At 75.5% G+C, this 18810-nt stretch carries 16 protein-coding genes and 1 pseudogene; 8 read left to right on the top strand and 9 right to left on the bottom strand.

Annotation, left to right across the window (positions count from 1 at the left end):
- Positions 1–14: 14 nt before the first annotated feature.
- Entirely contained in the window at positions 15–1022 is a 1008-nt protein-coding gene (locus tag AC067J_RS14575) for an MBL fold metallo-hydrolase (RefSeq protein ID WP_478299046.1), read from the bottom strand.
- Positions 1023–1319: 297 nt separating this feature from the next.
- On the opposite strand from AC067J_RS14575, the gene AC067J_RS14570 reads away from it, so the two are divergent.
- The 3 genes from AC067J_RS14570 (at position 1320) to AC067J_RS14560 (ending at position 3723) form a co-directional block, all read left to right on the top strand.
- Positions 1320–2168: a helix-turn-helix transcriptional regulator gene (locus tag AC067J_RS14570; RefSeq protein ID WP_478299045.1), complete on the top strand. Its 849-nt coding sequence runs from the start codon at positions 1320–1322 to the stop codon at positions 2166–2168.
- 137 nt (positions 2169–2305) lie between these two features.
- On the top strand, positions 2306–2758 hold the full coding sequence (locus AC067J_RS14565) for a DUF4259 domain-containing protein (protein ID WP_478299044.1): 453 nt from the start codon (positions 2306–2308) through the stop codon (positions 2756–2758).
- A gap of 134 nt (positions 2759–2892) precedes the next feature.
- The gene (locus AC067J_RS14560) at positions 2893–3723 is read left to right on the top strand and encodes a GNAT family N-acetyltransferase (RefSeq protein ID WP_478299043.1); all 831 of its coding nucleotides are present in this window, start codon (positions 2893–2895) and stop codon (positions 3721–3723) included.
- 83 nt (positions 3724–3806) lie between these two features.
- Here the strand turns inward: AC067J_RS14560 and AC067J_RS14555 are convergent, their stop codons facing one another.
- The 4 genes from AC067J_RS14555 to AC067J_RS14540 all read right to left on the bottom strand — a co-directional run bounded on the left by AC067J_RS14555 (position 3807) and on the right by AC067J_RS14540 (position 10391).
- A complete protein-coding gene (locus tag AC067J_RS14555; protein WP_478299042.1) occupies positions 3807–5114 on the bottom strand; it encodes a M64 family metallopeptidase in 1308 nt (435 codons plus the stop codon).
- Positions 5115–5300: 186 nt separating this feature from the next.
- Positions 5301–7202 carry an APC family permease gene (locus AC067J_RS14550; RefSeq protein ID WP_478299040.1) on the bottom strand — a complete coding sequence of 634 codons (1902 nt, stop codon included), beginning with the start codon at positions 7200–7202 and terminating at the stop codon, positions 5301–5303.
- 398 nt (positions 7203–7600) lie between these two features.
- Positions 7601–9895, bottom strand: coding sequence for a heavy metal translocating P-type ATPase (locus AC067J_RS14545; protein WP_478299038.1), 2295 nt, complete (start codon positions 9893–9895; stop codon positions 7601–7603).
- A 214-nt stretch (positions 9896–10109) separates the two neighbouring features.
- The gene (locus AC067J_RS14540; protein WP_478299036.1) at positions 10110–10391 is read right to left on the bottom strand and encodes a heavy-metal-associated domain-containing protein; all 282 of its coding nucleotides are present in this window, start codon (positions 10389–10391) and stop codon (positions 10110–10112) included.
- A gap of 238 nt (positions 10392–10629) precedes the next feature.
- On the opposite strand from AC067J_RS14540, the gene AC067J_RS14535 reads away from it, so the two are divergent.
- Entirely contained in the window at positions 10630–11694 is a 1065-nt protein-coding gene (locus AC067J_RS14535; RefSeq protein ID WP_478299035.1) for a hypothetical protein, read from the top strand.
- A gap of 124 nt (positions 11695–11818) precedes the next feature.
- On the opposite strand, the gene AC067J_RS14530 is transcribed toward AC067J_RS14535, so the two are convergent.
- On the bottom strand, positions 11819–12613 hold the full coding sequence (locus AC067J_RS14530; RefSeq protein ID WP_478299033.1) for a metal-dependent hydrolase: 795 nt from the start codon (positions 12611–12613) through the stop codon (positions 11819–11821).
- A 316-nt stretch (positions 12614–12929) separates the two neighbouring features.
- Between AC067J_RS14530 and AC067J_RS14525 the strand changes: the two are divergent.
- A pseudogene (locus AC067J_RS14525) lies at positions 12930–13144 on the top strand (mycothiol-dependent nitroreductase Rv2466c family protein); the annotation flags it as partial.
- On the opposite strand, the gene AC067J_RS14520 reads toward AC067J_RS14525, so the two are convergent.
- Positions 13137–14498, bottom strand: a complete 1362-nt coding sequence (locus AC067J_RS14520; protein WP_478299031.1) for a DUF418 domain-containing protein — start codon at positions 14496–14498, stop codon at positions 13137–13139. The pseudogene AC067J_RS14525 and the gene AC067J_RS14520 sit on opposite strands and share 8 nt — an antisense overlap.
- A 132-nt stretch (positions 14499–14630) precedes the next feature.
- Here AC067J_RS14520 and AC067J_RS14515 point away from each other — a divergent pair, with 132 nt between their 5' ends.
- Positions 14631–15344, top strand: coding sequence for a GNAT family N-acetyltransferase (locus AC067J_RS14515; RefSeq protein ID WP_478299029.1), 714 nt, complete (start codon positions 14631–14633; stop codon positions 15342–15344).
- Positions 15345–15419: 75 nt separating this feature from the next.
- Positions 15420–15833: a nuclear transport factor 2 family protein gene (locus tag AC067J_RS14510; protein WP_478299027.1), complete on the top strand. Its 414-nt coding sequence runs from the start codon at positions 15420–15422 to the stop codon at positions 15831–15833.
- A 137-nt stretch (positions 15834–15970) separates the two neighbouring features.
- Here the strand turns inward: AC067J_RS14510 and AC067J_RS14505 are convergent, their stop codons facing one another.
- Positions 15971–17188 carry a serine hydrolase domain-containing protein gene (locus tag AC067J_RS14505; protein ID WP_478299025.1) on the bottom strand — a complete coding sequence of 406 codons (1218 nt, stop codon included), beginning with the start codon at positions 17186–17188 and terminating at the stop codon, positions 15971–15973.
- A gap of 301 nt (positions 17189–17489) precedes the next feature.
- Positions 17490–17891, bottom strand: a complete 402-nt coding sequence (locus AC067J_RS14500) for a PPOX class F420-dependent oxidoreductase (protein ID WP_478299536.1) — start codon at positions 17889–17891, stop codon at positions 17490–17492.
- 204 nt (positions 17892–18095) lie between these two features.
- Here AC067J_RS14500 and AC067J_RS14495 point away from each other — a divergent pair, with 204 nt between their 5' ends.
- Positions 18096–18497, top strand: a complete 402-nt coding sequence (locus AC067J_RS14495; protein WP_478299534.1) for a MerR family transcriptional regulator — start codon at positions 18096–18098, stop codon at positions 18495–18497.
- The last annotated feature ends 313 nt before the right edge of the window (positions 18498–18810 follow it).

Genomic DNA, 18810 nt, shown 5'->3' with positions numbered 1-18810 from the left:
CTCTAAGGAAGAGATTAGGCAGAGGGGTTCCGCCCGTCAACCCACGGCCGGACGAACGGGCGGTTCAGGTGCGCGGTGGCGAGGACGGCTCCGGTGCGGCGGGCGTCGTCGAGGAGCCGCTCGCGGCTACGGCGGGCCGTAGCCGGATCCGCCTCGAAGGCGTAGCGCACCGCCGGGACCGCCAGCTGGACGGCGTGGACCAGCACGTCCCCGGTGACCAGCAGCCGCTCGCCACCGCCCTCGACCAGCACCGACTGGTGGCCCGGGGTGTGCCCGGGCGTGGGCAGCAGGGCGACGGCGCCGCCGGGACGGCCCCCGCCCCTGCCCCTGCCGGAGCCACCGCCGGAGCCACCGCCGGCGAGCACCGTCCGGCCGTCCGCCTCCTGCAGCAGACCGGCCCGGCGCAACGGCTCCACGACGTACGTCATCGCCGTCCGGGTCGGGGCGAGCGCGGCGATCTCGGCGCGCTGCACCACGTACCGGGCGTTCGGGAAGACCGGCACGCCGTCGGGCATGACCGACCAGCCGTAGTGGTCCTCGTGCAGGTGGGTCAGGACCACCGCCTCGACGTCCGCCGGCTCGATCCCCGCGGCGGCCAGGGCCCGGGGCAGCCGGCCGGGGACGGGCGCCCAGCCCGATGCCGGGCTGCCGACCGGTCCGACCCCGGTGTCGACCAGCGTGACCCGGCCGCCGGGCCGGCGGACGGCGAAGCAGCGGAAGTCCAGCTCCCAGGTGTCTCCCGGTCCGAAGGCCGCCGGGTCGATGTCCCGGGCCCGCTCCCAGTCGGCGGGCGAGGCGTCCGGGAAGGCGGCCTGGCGGGTGCCGGGGAACGGGCCGTGCGCGTCCAGCAGGGCCAGCACCTCGTACCGGCCGAGCCTGCGGACAGCCGTCCCGCCCCGGGCGGACGGCTCCGCGGCGTGCGCGGGCGGACCGGTGAGCGGCAGGAGGGCCGCCGTGCCGGCGACGGCGAGGGCGCCGCGCAGCACCTGGCGGCGGGCGGGACGGTCGGACAGATCGTTCACCGGTACTCCTCGGAACTCCGGGCGGACGAGCAGGGCGGGCGTGCGGGGCAGGGCGGGCGTGCGGGGCGGGCGTGCGGGGCAGGGCGCGGCGGGCTGGGCACGGCGGGCGGGGCACGGCGGGCGGGACGGGACGGGAACGACCGCGCGGGGCGGGCCGGCGCCCTGACCCCCGTCCGGGGCGCCGGCAGGACCAAGGCTCCCGCCGCCGCCCGCCCCGCGGCTTGTCGTTTCTTGCGCGATCCGCCCGCGCCCGCGCAACCGGCGACAGCCGCCCCCCGCGCGAGTAGGGTGCGGCGCATGCCGGTCGACCGCACCTGCCTGCTGAACGGCGACGACCTGTACGTCGCCGACGTGCACTGCCAGGACCCCCCGCACGGCTGGACGGAGTTGCGGCCGGCCACCGTGTTCGGCCTGGTGATGGTGCGCCGGGGGCTGTTCCGGGGCCGGATCGACGGCGTCGAGCAGCTGCTCGACCCGGCCAGCGTCTACGTCGAACGGATGGGCAGCGAGCAGCAGTTCGCGCACCCGTGCGGCGGCGACGCCTACACCGAACTGGTGCTCTCGGAGCCGCAGGTGGCGGCACTGCTGGGCGGCGACCCGGAGGTTCCGCAGGGCCTGGTGTTCACCACACCGCGGACGGCGCTGGCGCAGCGGCTGCTGACCGCCCGCGCCCGGGACGGCGCCGACTCCTTCGAACTCGCCGAGCGCGCACTGACGTTGGCCGCAGAGGTGCTGGCGGCACTGGCCCCGGCGCGGGTGGCGAGCGGCCGGCCGGTCCGGGACGCGGACCGGCGCCGGGTGGTGGACGCCGCGCGTGCCGCGCTGGCGGCCGACCTCGGGCTGGGCCTGGACCAGCTCGGGCGGGTGGTCGGCTGCTCGCCGTACCACCTCAGTCGGATCTTCCGGGCCGCGACGGGCGAGGGCCTCGCCCGCTACCGCAACCGACTGCGGGTCACCCTGGCCCTGGAGCGGCTGACCGAGGGCGAGACCCGGCTGTCGGTGCTGGCCCAGGAGCTGGGCTTCGCCGACCAGGCGCACCTCACCCGGGTGGTCGGGCGCAGCGCCGGCCTGCCGCCGGGGCGGCTTCGGACGCTGCTCGGGCCGGTCGGCACGGTCGGCACGGTCCCGTCGATGTCGGCGGGCTGACGGACCGACGGGCCGACCGGGCTGACGGGCCGACCGGGCCTCCGACGCAGGCCCGGGACCGGGGCCGCAGGCCGGGGCCGGGCCTGACTGTCAGTGGCCGGTGGCAGGATCCTCCCGAACGACACGAGGAGGCCGTCATGGGCACCTGGGGCATCGGTCCCTTCGAGAACGACACGGCCGCGGACTTCTCCGGCGACCTGGACGAGACCCCGGCGGGCGGACGGGAGGAGCTCGTCCGCCGCGCCCTGGCCCGTACGGCCGGCACCGGCGCCGAGGACTACCTCGACTGCGACGAGGCGGTGGTGGCCGTGGCCGCGGCGGCCCTCGTGGCAGCGCAGTGCCCGGGCGGTGAGCCGGTCAGTACGAGCTACGGCCCCGACGAGGCGCTGCCGGTGTTCGCGGCGGACCTCCGGCCGCTGGCCGTCGACGCCTTGGACCGGGTCGTCTCCGAGGAGTCGGAACTCGCCGAGCTCTGGGACGAGACCGAAGAGGGCCCGGACTGGCGGCAGGACATCGGCCGCCTCCGGGCGGTGCTCGATCCGGCGCCGCCCGCGCCGCCCGTACGGGAGGAGCCGCTGCCCGGCGTCTGAGGTCGTGGTCCGCCGGTGCCCGCCACGGGACCTCCCGGCCACCCCGGGCCGCGCGGTCGGCGGGGGCGGCCTGCGGGGGCGGGCGGTGGGGAACGGGCGGACGGCGGGCCGCCCCGGGCGCGTAGGCTCGGCGGATGTCCACGATGCCGCACCCGCTGACCCGCCTGCACGACCGCGAGGCGCTCGCCGCCCGGTTCCGCCACGACCCGGAGCTGCACCTCTTCGAGCTCGGTGACCTCGACGACCCGTTCTGGCAGCACACCACCTGGTACGCCCTCGCGGACGGCCCGGAGAGTGCCCCGGAGGGCCCGGTCGCGCTGCTGTACGGGGTCGGTGAGCTGCCGACCCTGCTCGGTCTCGCCCGGCCGGAGCGGGACGGGCAGCTCGCGGAGCTGCTGCGGGCGATGCGGCCGGTGCTGCCCGGCCGGTTCCTGGCCCACCTGACCGGCAGCGGGACGGAGGCGCTCGCGCCCGATTTCCGCGTCGAGCACCGGACGGCGATGCTGCGGATGGCGCTCACCGACCGCACCGCCCTCGGCTCCGGGAGCGGCTCCGGGAGCGGCGCCTGGCAGGTCGAACCGCTCGGCGCGGCCGATCTGGCGGACCTGCTCGCCCTGTTCGCCGCCGGCTACCCCGGCAACTGGTTCGACGAGCGGATGCTGACGAGCGGCCCGTACGTCGGTGTCCGGGACGCGGACGGCCTGCTCGTCGCGGCCGCCGGCGTGCACGCCCACTCGCCCGTCCACCGGGTCGCGGTGATCGGCAACGTCACCACCCACCCGGAGTTCCGCGGCCGGGGCCTGGCCGCCGCCTGCACCACCCGCCTCTGCGAGGTCCTGTCGCGGACCGCCGACCACATCGGCCTCAACGTCCGCGCCGACCACCGGACCGCGCTCCCCCTCTACCGCCGCCTCGGCTTCACCACCGTCACCGCCATCGACGAGTGCGTGATCGCGGCAGCCTGACCCCCACCCGCTGTCCGCTGCCCCCGCGCAGGAAGTCGGCCGGTCCGACTTCCTGTGCGGGAGCGGTCCCGGGCGTCACGGGGTCAGCGGGTGACCGGCCAGGAGAGGGTGGCGGTGAGCTTCGTCCGCAGGGCGGGGTCGATGACGGCGGGCGTCGGGTCGGTGGCGGTGGCGGTGAGGGTGTGGACGCGGCCGCGCGGGCCGGGGAGCGGGACGGTGGCGAGGTTGACGGCGGTGCGGCCGCGCAGCTGCGGCAGCTCGCGGCCGTCCAGGGTCCAGCGGACGGTGGTGCCGGCGACCGGGAGGTCGAGGGTGAGCCGGTCGGCCCGGGTGAGCGGGGTGCCGGCGGGGGTGGGGCTGGTGAGCGGGACGGCGTGCCGGTAGAAGCCGGCGATCATCGCCTCGCGGCCGGGCAGGTTGAACTCGCGGCCGAGCGACCGCATGATCGAGTTCTCGGTGGGCCGGTAGAGCCCCTTGGGGTAGTACCCGCCGCCCTCGTAGGCGCCGACGACGCCCCCGTCGGGCGAGGTCCGGCCGAGCCAGCGGTACCACTTGGCGTGTTCGCGGGCGAGCCGGTCGGCGGGGTACGTGCTGATGTTGGGCTCGCCCGGCTCCCCCTCCTCGGCCGGGTAGGTGTCGGAGCCCTCGTAGAAGTACTCGTCGGCGAGCTTGCCCAGCGAGTGGCCGGTCTCGTGGACGGCGATCTGCCCGGACTTGGCGTTGCTCCCGGCGACGGTGGCGATGCCGTCGTAGCCGAGCGGGGACGCCACGTTGTAGCCGGCGCCGCCGTACTTGGCGGTGTTGGCGACGACGAGGACGAGGTCGGCCTGCGGCGCCTTCGCGGCGTACTTCTCGACCGCCCCGGTGTCGACGCAGAGCAGGCGCTCGATGTCCTCGCACCAGAAGTAGGAGCCCAGCGCGGTGTTGCGCACGGTGGCGCGGTCCGGGTCCCCGGTGATGCCGGACTCGGTGGAGACGGTGGCGACGGCCCAGACGTTGAAGAGGCCGCGGTAGGTCGCGTACGGCTCGACGGCGCTCGTCTCCTGCCACTTGGCGGCGGCGTCGGCCCGGAACTTCTCCTGTTCGGCGGCGGTGTAGCCGTCGCCGATGACGACCACGTCGAGCTTGCCGGCCGTCGGGCCGTTGCGGAGGATCGGGGTGACCTCGCCGTCCCCGGCGGCGGGCAGCAGGCCCGGCCGGGCCTCGGCGAGGTACGGGGAGGCGTCGGGGACGGTGGTGTGGCCGGCGGGGCCGTCCTCGCCGAAGACCTCGACCCGGTGGCGCGCGCCGGCGCCCGGCTCGGCGGCGGAGCTTGCGGCCGGGACGGCCCCGAGGGCCGCGAGGGCCAGGGCTCCGGTGAGGACGATCGAGCCGAACCTTCGGTTGCGCACGGGAGTTGCTCCTCTGAGGGGGGAGGGCCGGTGATCCGCCATGCTATGCACCTGACAACCCGTCGGCACAAGACCCGCGCACGTCCCGGCCGTCGGTCCGCCGGACGGGCCCGCAGCCCCGCGGCGGCGCCGGGAACGCCGGCCGACGTGAACGCCGGCCGACGTGAACGCCGACCGTCGGGAACGTCAGCCGACGTGGACGCGCGGGCGCCGGGAGCGGTCGGGCTCGGCCTCCCGCAGCACCTCCCGGGTGACCGGCGCGACCTCGCCCTGCCCGAACAGGAAGAACCGGAGGAACTGCGCGAACGGGTTGCCCTCGGTCCACTCGAAGTAGATGTGCGGCTGCTGCCCGGTCCGGTCCCGGGCGGTGAGCAGCAGGGCGGCCAGCGCGTTGGGCACGCTGGAGCTCTCCAGGGTGAGCACCCGGTAGCGGTCGTGCAGCACCTCGCCGTGGACGGTGAGCACGGACTCGAACTCGGACGGGTCACGGACCGTCACCTCGACGAAGACCAGGTCGTCCTCGGCGGGGATGTCGTTGTCGGTGCGGATCTGCCGCTTCTTCTCCTGGTACTCCGTGAGGTCCCGGGAGTGCGGCTCGTTGGCGATCAGCCGCATCGGGCGGTGGGTGTAGTCGCGGACGAAGCGTTCGGCGGCCTCGTCGAGGACGACGTCGGTGACCCGGAGTTCGAAGGCGCGCTTGAGCCGGGAGAGCAGCGAGACCAGCACGATCGCGGCGATGAAGCACGCGCCGATCTTCACGCCGTCGGGCCGCTCGGCGATGTTGAGCGCCGTGGTGTAGACGAAGACCGCCGCGATCACCGCGAACCCGATGGTCCAGCCGCGCTCGCGGGCGGCGTGGGCGGCGATGGTGACGGCGATGGCGGCGGAGCTGATCAGCACCAGCACGCCGGTCGCGTACGCGCCACCCTGGGCGTCCACGCTCGCGTCGAAGATCCACGTCACCAGGAAGGCGATCAGGGTCAGCACGATCACCATCGGGCGGACGGCGCGCGCCCAGTGCGGGGCCATGCCGTACCGGGGCAGGTAGCGGGGCAGCAGGTTGAGCATGCCGGCCATCGCGGAGGCGCCGGCGAACCAGAGGATGAGGATCGTCGAGAGGTCGTAGACGGTGCCGAAGGCGCTGCCCAGGTTCTCGTGCGCGAGGTAGGCGAGCGCGCGGCCGTTGGCCTCGCCGCCCGGTTCGAAGGCCTCCTCCGGGATCAGCAGGGTGGTGATGAAGCTGGTGGTGATCAGGAAGACGCTCATGATCAGCGCCGCCGTGGTGAGCAGCTTGCGGGCGCCGCGGATCCGGCCGGTGGGGCGCTCCTCGGTGTCGTCCGGGTCTCCCTCGATGTGCGGCATGACGGCGACGCCGGTCTCGAAGCCGGAGAGGCCGAGCGCCAGTTTGGGGAAGGTGATCAGCGCGACGCCGACCATCGCGACCACGTTGCCGTGCTCGGCGGTGAGCGCGTCCGCCCAGTCGGTCACCAGGTGCGGGGACTCGACGACGTGGTAGAGGCCGTTGACCACGACGACCACGTTGAGCGCGAGGTAGACGCCGACGAGGACGACGGCCAGCCCGATCGCCTCGCTGAAGCCCTTCAGGAAGACGCCGCCGAGCAGGGCGACCAGGACCAGCGTGACCAGCACCTGCCGGTCGGCGAGCGTGCTGGTCAGGTGCGGGTTCTCGACCATGTGGGCGGTGGCGTCGGCGGCGGACAGCGTGATGGTGATCATGAAGTCGGTGGCCGCGAAGCCGAGCAGGGCGAGCACGAAGAGCTTGCCCTGCCAGAACGACAGCAGCCGCTCCAGCATCGCGATCGACCCCTCGCCGTGGGGGCTCTCCCGGGCCACCCGGCGGTAGACGGGCAGTGCGCCGAAGAGGGTGACGGCGACCAGCACGACGGTCGCGACCGGGGAGAGCAGACCGGCCGCGAGGGCGGCGATGCCCGGCTGGTAGCCGAGGGTGGAGAAGTAGTCGAGGCCGGTCAGGCACATCACGCGCCACCAGCGGCGGCCCTGCTCGACGGGGAGCTGGGCGTGCGGGCCGGGGTGCTGCTTGGCCCGGTCGGCGAGCCCCTCCAGCATCCAGGACCGGAACCGCTGCCGGGCCGACGGCGGTGCCCCCGGCGTCCCCGGCGTCCCTGGCCTCCCCGGCGCTCCCGCCCTTCCCGGCACGGCGCGCCCCGCACCCGAGTCGCCCGCCTCACCCGCACCCGACGAAGCCACCTGCACTCCTGTCCACGTCCCCGAAGTCGCGTGCCGCCGGGGCGACGGCAAGGCGCAGGCTATGCGACCAGGGCCGCCACCAGCGGGAACGTCTCCGGCGGAGTCCCCTCGTCGGGCCAGTCACGGACGGCCGCCGGCCCCTTCGCGCCGGAACCGGGTGGTTCCGGCGCGAAGGGACCGGCGGCGGAGTCGGCGGGCCGGGCGGGCCGGGGTGCCGGGGCCGGGGCGTCCGGGGCCGGGCCGCAGGCCCGACCGGGTCAGCGGAAGGTGCGGAGCCGGAGGCTGTTGCCGACCACGAAGACCGAGGAGAAGGCCATCGCCGCACCCGCGATCATCGGGTTGAGCAGACCGGCCGCGGCCAGCGGGAGCGCCGCCACGTTGTAGCCGAACGCCCAGAACAGGTTCCCCTTGATGGTGCCCAGGGTCCGGCGGGAGAGCCGGATCGCGTCGGCCGCCGAGCGCAGGTCGCCCCGGACCAGGGTCAGGTCGCTCGCCTCGATGGCCGCGTCGGTGCCGGTCCCCATCGCCAGGCCGAGGTCGGCCCGGGCGAGCGCGGCGGCGTCGTTGACCCCGTCGCCGACCATGGCGACGACCCGGCCCTCGGCCTGGAGCCGCTGGACGACGGCCACCTTGTCCTGCGGGAGCACCTCGGCGATCACGTCCTCCGCCGCGATGCCGACCTCGGCGGCGACCGCCTCCGCGACCGCCCGGTTGTCCCCGGTGAGCAGGACGGGCCGCAGACCGAGCGACCGCAGCCGGGCGACCGCCTCGGCGCTGGTCGGCTTGACCGCGTCGGCGACCTCCAGGACGGCCCGCGCCGCACCGTCCCAGCCGACCGCGACGGCGGTCCGCCCGGCCGCCTCGGCGGCGCGCTTCGCCTCGGCGAGCGCGGGCGGCAGGTACTGCGCCCATTCGGCCAGCAGCGCCTCCCGGCCCGCGACCACCGCGTGGCCGTCCACGACCCCCTGCACCCCGAGCCCCGGCACGTTCTCGAAGCCCTCGACGGCGGGCAGCGGGCCGACCCGCTCGGCGGCCGCGGCGGCGACGGCGGCGGCGATCGGGTGCTCGGAGGCGTGCTCCAGCGAACCGGCCAGCCGCAACGCCTCGTCCTCCCCGGTCCCGGCCGCGGTGTGGACGGCGAGCAGGGTCATCCGGCCGGTGGTGACGGTGCCGGTCTTGTCCAGCACGACGGTGTCGACCCGGCGGGTGGATTCGAGCACCTCGGGCCCCTTGATCAGGATGCCGAGCTGGGCGCCGCGCCCGGTGCCGACCAGCAGGGCGGTCGGGGTGGCCAGGCCGAGGGCGCACGGGCAGGCGATGATCAGCACGGCGACGGCGGCGGTGAAGGCGGCGGTCCAGCCCTCACCGGTGCCGAGCCAGTAGCCGAGGGTGGCCAGCGCCAGGGCGATCACGATCGGCACGAAGACGGCGGAGATCCGGTCGGCGAGCCGCTGGGCGGCGGCCTTGCCGTTCTGCGCGTCCTCGACCAGCCGGGCCATCCGGGCCAGCTGGGTGTCGGCGCCGACCCGGGTCGCCTCGACCACCAACCGGCCGCCGGCGTTGACGGTGGCGCCCGTGACGGCGTCGCCGACCGCGACCTCCACCGGCACCGACTCGCCGGTCAGCATCGAGGCGTCCACCGCGGAGGCGCCCTCGACCACCACCCCGTCGGTGGCGATCTTCTCGCCCGGGCGGACCACGAACCGCTCACCGGCCGTCAGCCCGGCGGTCGGGACGCGGACCTCGACGCCGTCGCGCAGCACGGTGACGTCCTTGGCGCCCAGCTCCAGCAGCGCCTTGAGCGCGGCCCCCGCGGAACGCTTGGACCGGGCCTCGAAGTAGCGGCCCGCCAGGATGAAGGCGGTGACCCCGGCGGCGGCCTCCAGGTAGATGTTCGACGAACCGTCGCTGCGGGCGATGGTGAACTCGAAGCCGTGCCGCATGCCGGGCATTCCCGCGTGGCCGAAGAACAGGGCCCAGAGCGACCAGAGGAACGCGGCGCCCGTGCCGAGCGAGACCAGGGTGTCCATGGTGGCGGCGCCGTGCCGGGCGTTGGTCCAGGCGGCGCGGTGGAAGGGCCAGGCCGCGTAGGTGACGACGGGCGCGGCGAGGGTGAGCGAGAGCCACTGCCAGTTGTCGAACTGGAGGGCCGGGACCATCGCCATGGCGATCACCGGAACGGCCAGCGCGAGCGCGGTGACCAGGCGCCGGCGCAGCGGTTCGAGTTCGTCCGCCTCCTCGGCCCGGCCGGCCGGCTCGTCGCCCGCCCCACCGGGCGCCCCGCCCGTCGTCCCGTCGGGCCGCGGCTCGGTGCCGGCGGGGCGGGGCAGGACGGCGGTGTAGCCGGTGGCCTCCACGGTGGCGATCAGGTCGGCGACCGCGACGCCGGGGCCCTCGACGGTCACCCGGGCCTTCTCGGTGGCGTAGTTGACGGTGGCGGTGACGCCGTCCATCCGGTTGAGCTTCTTCTCGATCCGGGCGGCGCACGACGCACACGTCATGCCGCCGATCCGGAGTTCCACCGCGGTGGAGGCGGGGGCCTGGGTGGTCATCTGGGCTCTCCTCGTGGTCGTGGAGCGGTGTGTGCGCGCGTCGAGCGGTGTGGTCGCCGAGCGGTGTGGTCGTCAAACGGTGTGGTCGCCGGTCGGCGTCGCCGTCGATCGGGGGTGAGGGCGGGACCGGGCGGTGGTCGGCCGGGCGGCCGGCCGGGGGCGCCTCATACCCCAGGGGGGTTGCCCCGCCCCCGGCCGCGGGACGTGCGCGGGGTCAGACCCGGCCGGTCAGCTCGTAGCCCGCGTCGTCGACGGCGGCGCGCAGGGCCTCGTCGTCCACCTCGGTCTCGGCCGAGACGGTCACCAGGCCGGCCGGGACGTCGACGCGGACGGCCGTGACGCCGGGAAGCGCGGCGACCGCCTTGCCGACCGCCTGCTCGCAGTGGCCGCAGGTCATCCCGGCGACCGCGTAGACGGTGGCAACGGGCGCCTTGTCGATCGCGACGGTGGCGGTGGCGGCGCCGGTCGAGCAGGTGCCTTCGGTGGAGCAGCACATGGGGTTCCTCCGGTGGTATCGGTCGCCGATACCCAGTGGGGGTATCGGTCGGCGGTGATTCCTTTATACCTACGGGGGGTATCAGCCGCAAGCTCTCGACCCCTCTTGATTCATACCCCTAGGGGGTATCTAATGCAGGCGTCGAAGACGTCGGAGGACCGGCTCGACCACGGGCCGCCCCACCGGCCGCCCCGGTCGGCCGTCGCCGTCCGCCCGCCACACCCCCGAGGAGCCCGCCATGAACACCGCCCTGAAGATCGCCGCCTTCGTGACCGGCGTGACCACCGTCTTCGGCGCCGCGTACGGCGTCGGCCACGCCACCGGCGACGGCGCGCCCCAGCCGCGTCCGGCCGCGGCAGCCCAGGGCCCCCACCCGGGGCACGCGACCGCCGCACCCACGGAGCCCGCGCCCCCGGCCCCGCACCCGACCCCGGCCGCGACTCCGACGCCGACCCCGACCCCGACGCCGACCCCGGCAGCCGGTGACCGGGCGCCCGGCGGCCTCCAGATCTCCGAGCGCGGCTACACCCTCAGCCTGGAGAACCCCTTCGTCACCACCGGCACCCCCACCGACCTGCGGTTCCGCGTGCTCGGCGCCGACGGCCGACCGGTCACCGAGTACCGCCCGGCACACGAGAAGGAGCTGCACCTGATCGTCGCCGCACGCGACCTCTCCTCATTCCTGCACCTGCACCCCGCCCGCGCCGCCGACGGCACCTGGAGCGCACCCGTCACCCTGCCCGCGGCCGGTGCGTACCGGGTCTTCGCCGACTTCACCCCGGCCGGCGCCGCCGAGGGCCTCACCCTCGGCGCCGACCTGCACGCCGCCGGCGAGCTGCGGCCGGCCCCGCTGCCGCCGACCGGGCGCAGCGTCACCGTCGACGGCTACACCGTCACCCTGGACGGAGACCTCACGCCCGGGCGGGACTCGCGGCTCACCTTCGCCGTGAGCCGCGACGGCGCGCCCGTCACCGACCTCCAGCCGTACCTCGGCGCGGCCGGCCACCTCGTCGCGCTGCGCGCCGGGGACCTCGCCTACCTGCACGTCCACCCCGACGGCGCCGCCGACCGGCCCGGCATCGCGTTCACCACCAGCGCACCGAGCGGCGGCGAGTACCGGCTCTTCCTGGACTTCAAGCACCGGGACACCGTCCACACGGCCGCGTTCACCCTCCCGGCCGCCGACGGCGCGGGTGCGACCGCCGCCCCGGCACCGACCGCCGCCGCCGCACCGACAGCTCCCGCCACCCCGGCTCCCACCGCCCCGGCTCCCGCCACCCAGGGCGAGGAGCACCGGCACTGAGCCGGCAGGCACGCGGAGCAGGGGAGGGAGCGCGGCAGGGCGGGAGCCGCCCCAGGCGGCACGGCACGACGGAGCCCCGGGCCGGAGGCACTCCCCCGGCCCGGGGCTCACAGGACGGACGGGGTCAGCCGAAGTACCCCAGCGCGCCGACCGCGCAGAGACCGCCCGCGCCCATGAAGACCGGCATCAGCACCTTCAGCTCCACCCAGCTGCCGGCACGGAAGCGCATCCCCTTCGGCGGGCCCAGCGGGTACCAGCGCTTGCGCGCTATCGGGATCGGCCAGAGCACCGGGCAGCCCGAGACGGTCAGCGCGTCGCCCAGGCAGTGCACCAGCGCGCCGAGGGTGATCGGCAGGCCGATCCACAGGTACTCCTGCCCCGGCTGGTCGAACAGCCAGAGCGAGCCGTTGCCGGGCTTGTCGAGCACGTACGTCAGCATCCACGCGCTGGTCGCCCCGAGCAGCCAGACCAGGACGTCGCTGGAGACGCGGGCGTGCCGCCACAGCAGCCCCTCGATCGCCAGCACCATGTGCACGAAGAGCACCGCCAGCACGCCCCACCGCCCGCCGTACACGGTGACGGCGGACGCGCCCGCGCCGCACAGCACCGCCCAGAGCCACGTGTGGGTGAGCGTCCGGTGACCGCCGGAGCGGCGCGGGTCGTGCTTGCTGCGGGTCGCCTTGTAGACCGCGTACGAGAGCTTGTCGATCACCTCGCAGAGGATCCGCGACACCGGGCCGAACGCCCGGGATATGGTCGCCGCCTTGTGGTCGAGGTCCGGCGCCAGTGCGGCGCCCGCGCAGATCAGCGCGCCCGCCAGCAGCACCGGCCACGGCATCGGCTCACCGAACCCCGCCGCGATCGCTCCCGCGCCCAACCACGCCGCCGCGCCCGACAGCGAATGCGCCGGTCCCATCATCTTCTGGCTCCCGCCCTCGTTCCGAACCGCCCGTCGCGAGGGCTTCGCGAGGGCTTGACGGGGCGGCAGCTTAGTCGCCCATGATCGGAACCACGCGGTCGCGCGACCCCCTCCGGCCCGCCTGCGGGCCGTGCGCTCGGGACCGGGCCTCCTGGCGGCGGGCCGTGACGGAACGTCACCCCGTGGACGGCCCCCGACGCCCGGGCGGGTCGCGGCCGGGCGGGTCGCGGCCGGAAGGCAGGGGCCGGGCGGCAGGGGCAGGACGCCGCACGATGGGACGAACCGGCCGGGCGGCGCTCCCGAGCCGGCCGGGTGGCGGCGCAGCCACCACGCGGGCGCGGACCCGGTCGGCGAGGAGGTCGGCACGCCCACCCTCCACATCGACGGCACCGCGTTCCTCGGGCCCGTTCTCCGTTCGGTACCGCGCGGGGAGGAGGCCCTGCGGGTCTTCGACGGGTGCGGCTGCCGGCCGGCCACCCCGCCTTCTCCGAGCCGAAGCGCACCCGCACGGGGCCGTTCGACTTCAGCTGAGGCGCTCTGGGCCCGCCGCGGCGGCCCCGGTCGTCGCCTCCGTCGCTTCCGTCGCCCCCGTCGCCCCCGTCACTTCCCCCGACCCCGGCGACCCCGCCGCTCCGGCCGCCATCGCCGCTCCTTCCGCCGCACCGCGCCAGCGCGGCCGGGAGAGCGTGGTGACCGCGCGCAGCAGCCACTCCACCGGCCCGTACGGGTGGCGGGCCAGCCACCAGCGGCAGCACACCGCCTGGGCCGCGAACAGCGCGACACCGATCAGCGCGACACCCGGCGGCGGGACCCTGCCGACCAGCCCGGCGCCGACGCCCGTGAACACGAGGACGCAGACCAGCGACTGGGTCAGGTAGTTGGTCAGGGTCATCCGCCCGGCCGGCGCCAGCGCCGCGACCATCCGGCGGCCGTGCCGCCCCCGGGCGGCCCGCAGCACGGTCGCCGCGTAGGCGGCGGCCAGCAGCGGCGCGGTGATCACGTCCACCCCGAGCGCGAGCACCTGGGCGGCGGCGCCGGGGTGCCGGAGCGCCGAGTACGTGTACACCGCCGCGCCGAGCAGCCCGAGCGGGAAGCCCCAGGCCTGGATCCGGCGGAGCGTGCGGTCGTGCCGGCCGAGGTCGGCCAGCGCCCGGTGCCGGCCGGCGGCGAGCCCGAGCAGGAAGGCCGCGAGTGCCGCCGGGGCCTGGAAGAAGACCAGCAGGAGGACGACGTCCGGCAGCTGGTCGAGGTGGGCCCCGATCACCGAGCCGAACCCGCCGCGCAGGGCCTCGGTGGCGCGCTGGGCGTCGGCTGCCGTCGCCGCCCGGTCTCCCCCGTCGGCGCCCCGCAGGGCGAGCGCGAGCAGCGCGTACGCGGCCGAGGTGACGGCGAAGAGGACGACGGCGGTGCGCACGGCGGTCCTCGGCCGGATCCGGTGCAGGGCGAGCAGGATCAGCCCGAGCACGGCGTACGTGGTGAGGATGTCCCCCGGGAACAGCACCACCGCGTGCAGCGCCCCGAGTGCGAACAGCCCGGCCAGCCGCCGCAGGAAGCGCGGGGTGAAGCGGGCGCCGCGCCGTTCGGCGGAGTCGAGCTGGAGGGTGAAGCTGTAGCCGAAGAGGAACGAGAACAGCAGGAAGAACTTGGCCTCGAAGAGCAGCGCCACGAGCAGCCGGACGCCGGTGTCGAGCGGTGAGTCGAACCCCGGCTCGTCCACACCGGTGCCGTGGTAGGCGGAGGCCAGGTAGGTGATGTTGACGGTCAGGATGCCGAACAGCGCGAATCCGCGCAGCGCGTCGACGTCGGCCAGCCGGGCCGGTCCGTTCCGGCTCCCGCCCTCCCCCTCCACCGCGCGGCCGACGGTGCCACCCCTGCGCTGACCCATGGGATCCCCTCCAGAGCTATCGCTTGAAAAACGCTCGTTTCGAGAATGAACGTTATAGGATCGATCGCGCAAGCTCGACCAGCCGGACGAGAACCGGCGAGAACCGACGAGACCCGACGAGAGGGGCGCAGCGTGACGCCGAACGACAGGGACCCGGCAGACGACGGCCGCCCACCGGTGCCGCCGACGGTGCTCCGCGCCGTCCCGGCCGGCAGCGAACGACAGGTGGCGGCGCTCTACTGGGAGGCCTTCGGCCGCAAGCTCGGCCCGGCCCTCGACCCGCCCGAGGCCGGACGGGCCTTCATCGCCGGACACCTCCACCACGACCGCGGCATCGTCGCCCTCCACGGCGGGCAGGTCGTCGGCGTGGCCGGCTACCAGCTCGGCGGGCGCGGCCTGACCGGCGGCGACGTCGGCGACGTCCTCGCCGCCTACGGCCTCTTCCGCGGCCTCCCCCGGCTCGCCGTCCTCGCCCTCTTCGAGCGCACCCCCGAACCGGGCGAGCTCGTCATGGACGGCATCGCGGTGGACGCGGCCCGGCGCGGCCTCGGCATCGGCAGCCTGCTCCTCGCCGAGGTCGTCGCCGTGGCCGCCGGGGCCGGCTGCCGGCGCGTCCGGCTCGACGTCATCGACGTCAACCCGCGCGCCCGCGCCCTCTACGAACGGCACGGTTTCGCCGCCGCCCGCACCCAGCGGACGCCCTACCTGCGCACCCTGCTCGGCTTCGGCGCCGTCACCACGATGTACCGGCCCGTCACGGCGGCCGACCGGGCGGAGAGCGGCACGTGGACGCCTGGGACCGCCCGCGAGGCCGAGGAGACGTCCGGGGAGCGCGGGCACCGGTGATTGTCACAGGTGGTTGCTACCGTCCTCGGGTTACGAAGATCCTTGACCCGGGGGGTTGTTGTGGGCGACGACGGCATGCGCGCGTTCGGTACCGGCCTGTTCGACCAGTGGACGGCCATGTGGAACGGTGACCTCGGTCTCGTCGACGAGATCATGGCGCCCGAATTCGTGCTGCGTTACGCACAGGCGGGCACCGACGCCTTCGACGGGATCCGCACCCCGCCGCAGCTCGCCCGGACCGTCGCCGCCTGGCACGAGTCCCACGCCGGGCTCCTCTTCGCCGCGGAGGGGACCGCCGTCGTCGATCTCACGTCTGCCGACGGCGCACCGACCGGACTTGTCGCGCGCCCCTACCACGCGAGCTTCGAGACCGAGGACGGCGGGAAGGTCGCCAGGAGCGGAGTCGACGTCCTCAGGGTCTCCGGCGGGTTGATCGTCGAGGTCTGGTCGGTCTCGTCCGGCGCCGCCGGACGGACGTTCTACCGCTGAGAGCGTGACTGCGCAGCCGGGGGCCGCGGCCTCCACCGGAGCGGACGGCCGCGGCCCGGCGGCGGGTTCAGCGTCGAGGGCTCACCGGTGAGTTCACCGGTGGACCCACCGGTGGGTCCGGAGGACCGGCGGTGGGCTCAGCGGCACAGGGCCGAATCCACCAGCGCGTCCACGTGCTCGTCGGTCTCGCGGGTCGGAAGGACGGTCACCGCGATGCTGACGGCCCGTCCGTCGTCCGTGACGCCGCCGCCGGTCCGGAAGCCCGGGATCGTCCCGCCGTGGCCCCAGGAGACGCCGCCGCAGGACAGCGGCCTGCTCACCAGGCCCAGCCCGTAGCCGACGCCCGGGCCGACCTCGGGGGCGGGCACGGTGGTGCGCATCTCGGCCAGCTGCGCGGGGGCGAGGAGGCGGCCGCCGATCAGTGCGGTGAAGAACCGGTTGAGGTCGCCGTTGGTGGAGACCATCGCACCGGCGGCCCAGCCCCAGGAGGGGTCCAGCTCGGTGTAGTCGCGCAGCGGCCCGGTCTCCGTCGCCCGGGCGTAGCCCTTGGGGTGGGGCTCGCGGATCGTCCTGTCCCCCGGGACGGGGAAGTAGGTGTGGCGCAGCCCGATCCGCTCGGCGACGCGCCGGTTGATCTCCTCGCCGACCGGACGGCCCGTCACCTTCTGGACGATCAGGCCGGCCAGCAGGTAGTTGGTGTTGTTGTACTCCCACTTCGCGCCCGGTGCGAAGTGGGCCTTCCCGGCGAGGGCCCGGTCGAGCAGGTCGCGGGGCTCGGAGTAGCGGTCCTTGTCCGTGAGGGCGGCCTCGCGGTCCACGTACTCGGGGAGGCCGCTGGTGTGCTGGAGCAGCTGGCGGACGGTGATGTTCCGCCCGTCGATCCCGTCGCCGCGCACCAGGCCGGGCAGGTAGGTGTCGACGGACGCGTCGAGCGCCACCTTGCCCTCGCCGACCAGCTGGAGCACCACCACCGCGGTGAACGTCTTGGTGTTGCTGCCTATCCGCACCTGCCCGTCGACGGGCACCTTCGCCTTGGTGGCGAGGTCACCGACCCCGGCGGTGTGGTTGCGGGTGCGGCCGTCGCGGCCCCTGACCGCGGCCAGGACGCCGGGTACGCCGTCCTCGCGCACCAGGCGCTCCAGGCCCCGCTGGACGGTGTCCGGCCGGGCGGCGGCCGAGACGTCCGCCGGCGGGGCGCTCGCGGACGCCGAGGGCGCGCTCGCGGACGCCGGCTGGACCAGCGTGCCGGCCGTCATGGCGGCGGCGGCCACGACGACCGCCGCCGCGGCCGTCCTGCGGTGCCCTCCCGGTCGCTGCCGGGGCGGGGCGGACCGGTGCGCTGCGTGCTCGTTCACGGGACGTGGCTCCTGTACTGGAAGGCTTTCCGGGGTTCCCCGGCCGGTCTCCAGAGGACCATGTGACGACCCGTCGGCACGTCCGCGCGCAGGACGACCCCGCCACCGGGAGCCGGGTCCGGTCCGCCGCCGGGCCGGGACCGTGCTCCCGGCCCCCTGGTCCGTTCCCGGGGCCGCCGCCACCCGCTCCGTTCCCGGGGCCGCCGTCACCCGCTCCGTCACCGGCTCCGTCACCGGCTCCGGCTCCGGAAACGGACCGCCGAGGGGCCGTCGAGGGCCGTCGAGGGCCGTCGAGGGGCCGTCAGTTCAGCGCGTCGCCGTACACGTGCTCGACCTTGAGCACCATCAGCACCCGCCGGTCGGACACCATCACCGACCGGTACTCGTCCCAGTCCGGGTGCTCGCCGGCGGCCCGGCGGTAGTAGTCGACCAGCGCCGCCACCTCCGGCCCGTGCGGGTCGGTCCCCGGCCCGAACAGCGTCACCGTGCCCTCGGCGGTGGCCCAGGCCCAGCCGTCCGCCCGGGTCACCTCCAGCGCGGCACGCGGGTCGCGGCGCAGGTTCACCGTCTTGGCGCGCCCCTCCGTCATCGACACGTACAGCAGCTCCGCCTCCCGGTCGTAGTAGGGCATCACGGGCGACAGCTGCGGGCGGCCGTCGGCCTTGAGGGTCGCCAGCACGCCCAGGCTGCTCGCCGCGAGCAGCGCGCGCGGGTCGAAGGGCGCCGCCGCGGGCGCCCCGGTCGTCGCGGCCTGCTCGGCCTGCGCGGTCGCTTCCGCGAGCCCGGCCGTCTCGGCGTGCGCGGCGTGCTCGGCGTGCTCGGTCTGCTCGGTGTGCTCGGTGTGCTCGGTGGTCATGGCAGTATCGTGAACCTTCATACCGGTGTGAAGGTCAAGGGGGAAACGCAGGTGCTGATCGGGGAGTTGAGCCACCGGACCGGGGTCCACACCCACCAGCTCCGGTACTACGAGGCCCAGGCCCTGCTGCGGCCCGGCCGCGGTCCCAGCGGCTACCGCGAGTACGCCGACGCCGACGTGCTGACAGTCACCCAGATCAGACGGCTGCTCGCCGCCGGGCTCTCCACGCAGGAGATCGCCTTCCTGCTGCCCTGCGCCGTCGGCGCCGTCCCCGCCTTCGAGCCGTGCCCCGAGCTGCTGGACACCCTGCGCGCACGCCTGCACGGGCTGGACGACCACATCGACGCCCTCACCCGCTCCCGCCAGGCCCTCCGCGCGTACGTCGAGGCCGCGGAGCGGCAGGTGTCGGGGACCGGGCCGGACCGCGGCGACCGCGAGCCCGCGGCGGCGTGACGGCACGCCGGTCGCCGACGGACGTCCGTCGATGGACCGGCTCCGGGACGCGCGGGGCCACCGGGCCGCGGTGGGTCCGGAGCCGGCCGGCTGACCGGTTCGGTGCGGCGGTTCACGGACGGGGCGGGGCGGCCGCCGACGGCCTGAACGTCCGCCCCGCGGGACCGGGGCATCGCCGAACGGCGCGCCCGGGTGATCGAATTGGAGGAGGCGGACGTCCGCCGGGGTCCGTCCGGCGAGGCTCCGTCGGGTGCTGCGAACGGGCGGTTCGGCCGCCGGCGGGGCGGCGTGGCGAGGAGCGGCGCGGGCGGCG

The sequence above is a fragment of the Kitasatospora sp. NPDC042419 genome (assembly GCF_056437345.1).
Note: the sequence above shows the minus strand (reverse complement) of the source record. Positions and strands in the feature narration are given on the sequence as shown.

What these genes read in the sequence shown, in the direction of transcription:
- AC067J_RS14570 (WP_478299045.1), top strand. Translation starts at nt 1,320, where the DNA reads ATGCCGGTCGACCGCACCTGCCTGCTGAACGGCGACGACCTGTACGTC.
- AC067J_RS14565 (WP_478299044.1), top strand. Translation starts at nt 2,306, where the DNA reads ATGGGCACCTGGGGCATCGGTCCCTTCGAGAACGACACGGCCGCGGAC.
- AC067J_RS14560 (WP_478299043.1), top strand. Translation starts at nt 2,893, where the DNA reads ATGTCCACGATGCCGCACCCGCTGACCCGCCTGCACGACCGCGAGGCG.
- AC067J_RS14550 (WP_478299040.1), bottom strand. Translation starts at nt 7,202, where the DNA reads ATGCTGGAGGGGCTCGCCGACCGGGCCAAGCAGCACCCCGGCCCGCAC.
- AC067J_RS14545 (WP_478299038.1), bottom strand. Translation starts at nt 9,895, where the DNA reads ATGACCACCCAGGCCCCCGCCTCCACCGCGGTGGAACTCCGGATCGGC.
- AC067J_RS14540 (WP_478299036.1), bottom strand. Translation starts at nt 10,391, where the DNA reads ATGTGCTGCTCCACCGAAGGCACCTGCTCGACCGGCGCCGCCACCGCC.
- AC067J_RS14535 (WP_478299035.1), top strand. Translation starts at nt 10,630, where the DNA reads ATGAACACCGCCCTGAAGATCGCCGCCTTCGTGACCGGCGTGACCACC.
- AC067J_RS14530 (WP_478299033.1), bottom strand. Translation starts at nt 12,613, where the DNA reads ATGATGGGACCGGCGCATTCGCTGTCGGGCGCGGCGGCGTGGTTGGGC.
- AC067J_RS14520 (WP_478299031.1), bottom strand. Translation starts at nt 14,498, where the DNA reads ATGGGTCAGCGCAGGGGTGGCACCGTCGGCCGCGCGGTGGAGGGGGAG.
- AC067J_RS14510 (WP_478299027.1), top strand. Translation starts at nt 15,420, where the DNA reads ATGCGCGCGTTCGGTACCGGCCTGTTCGACCAGTGGACGGCCATGTGG.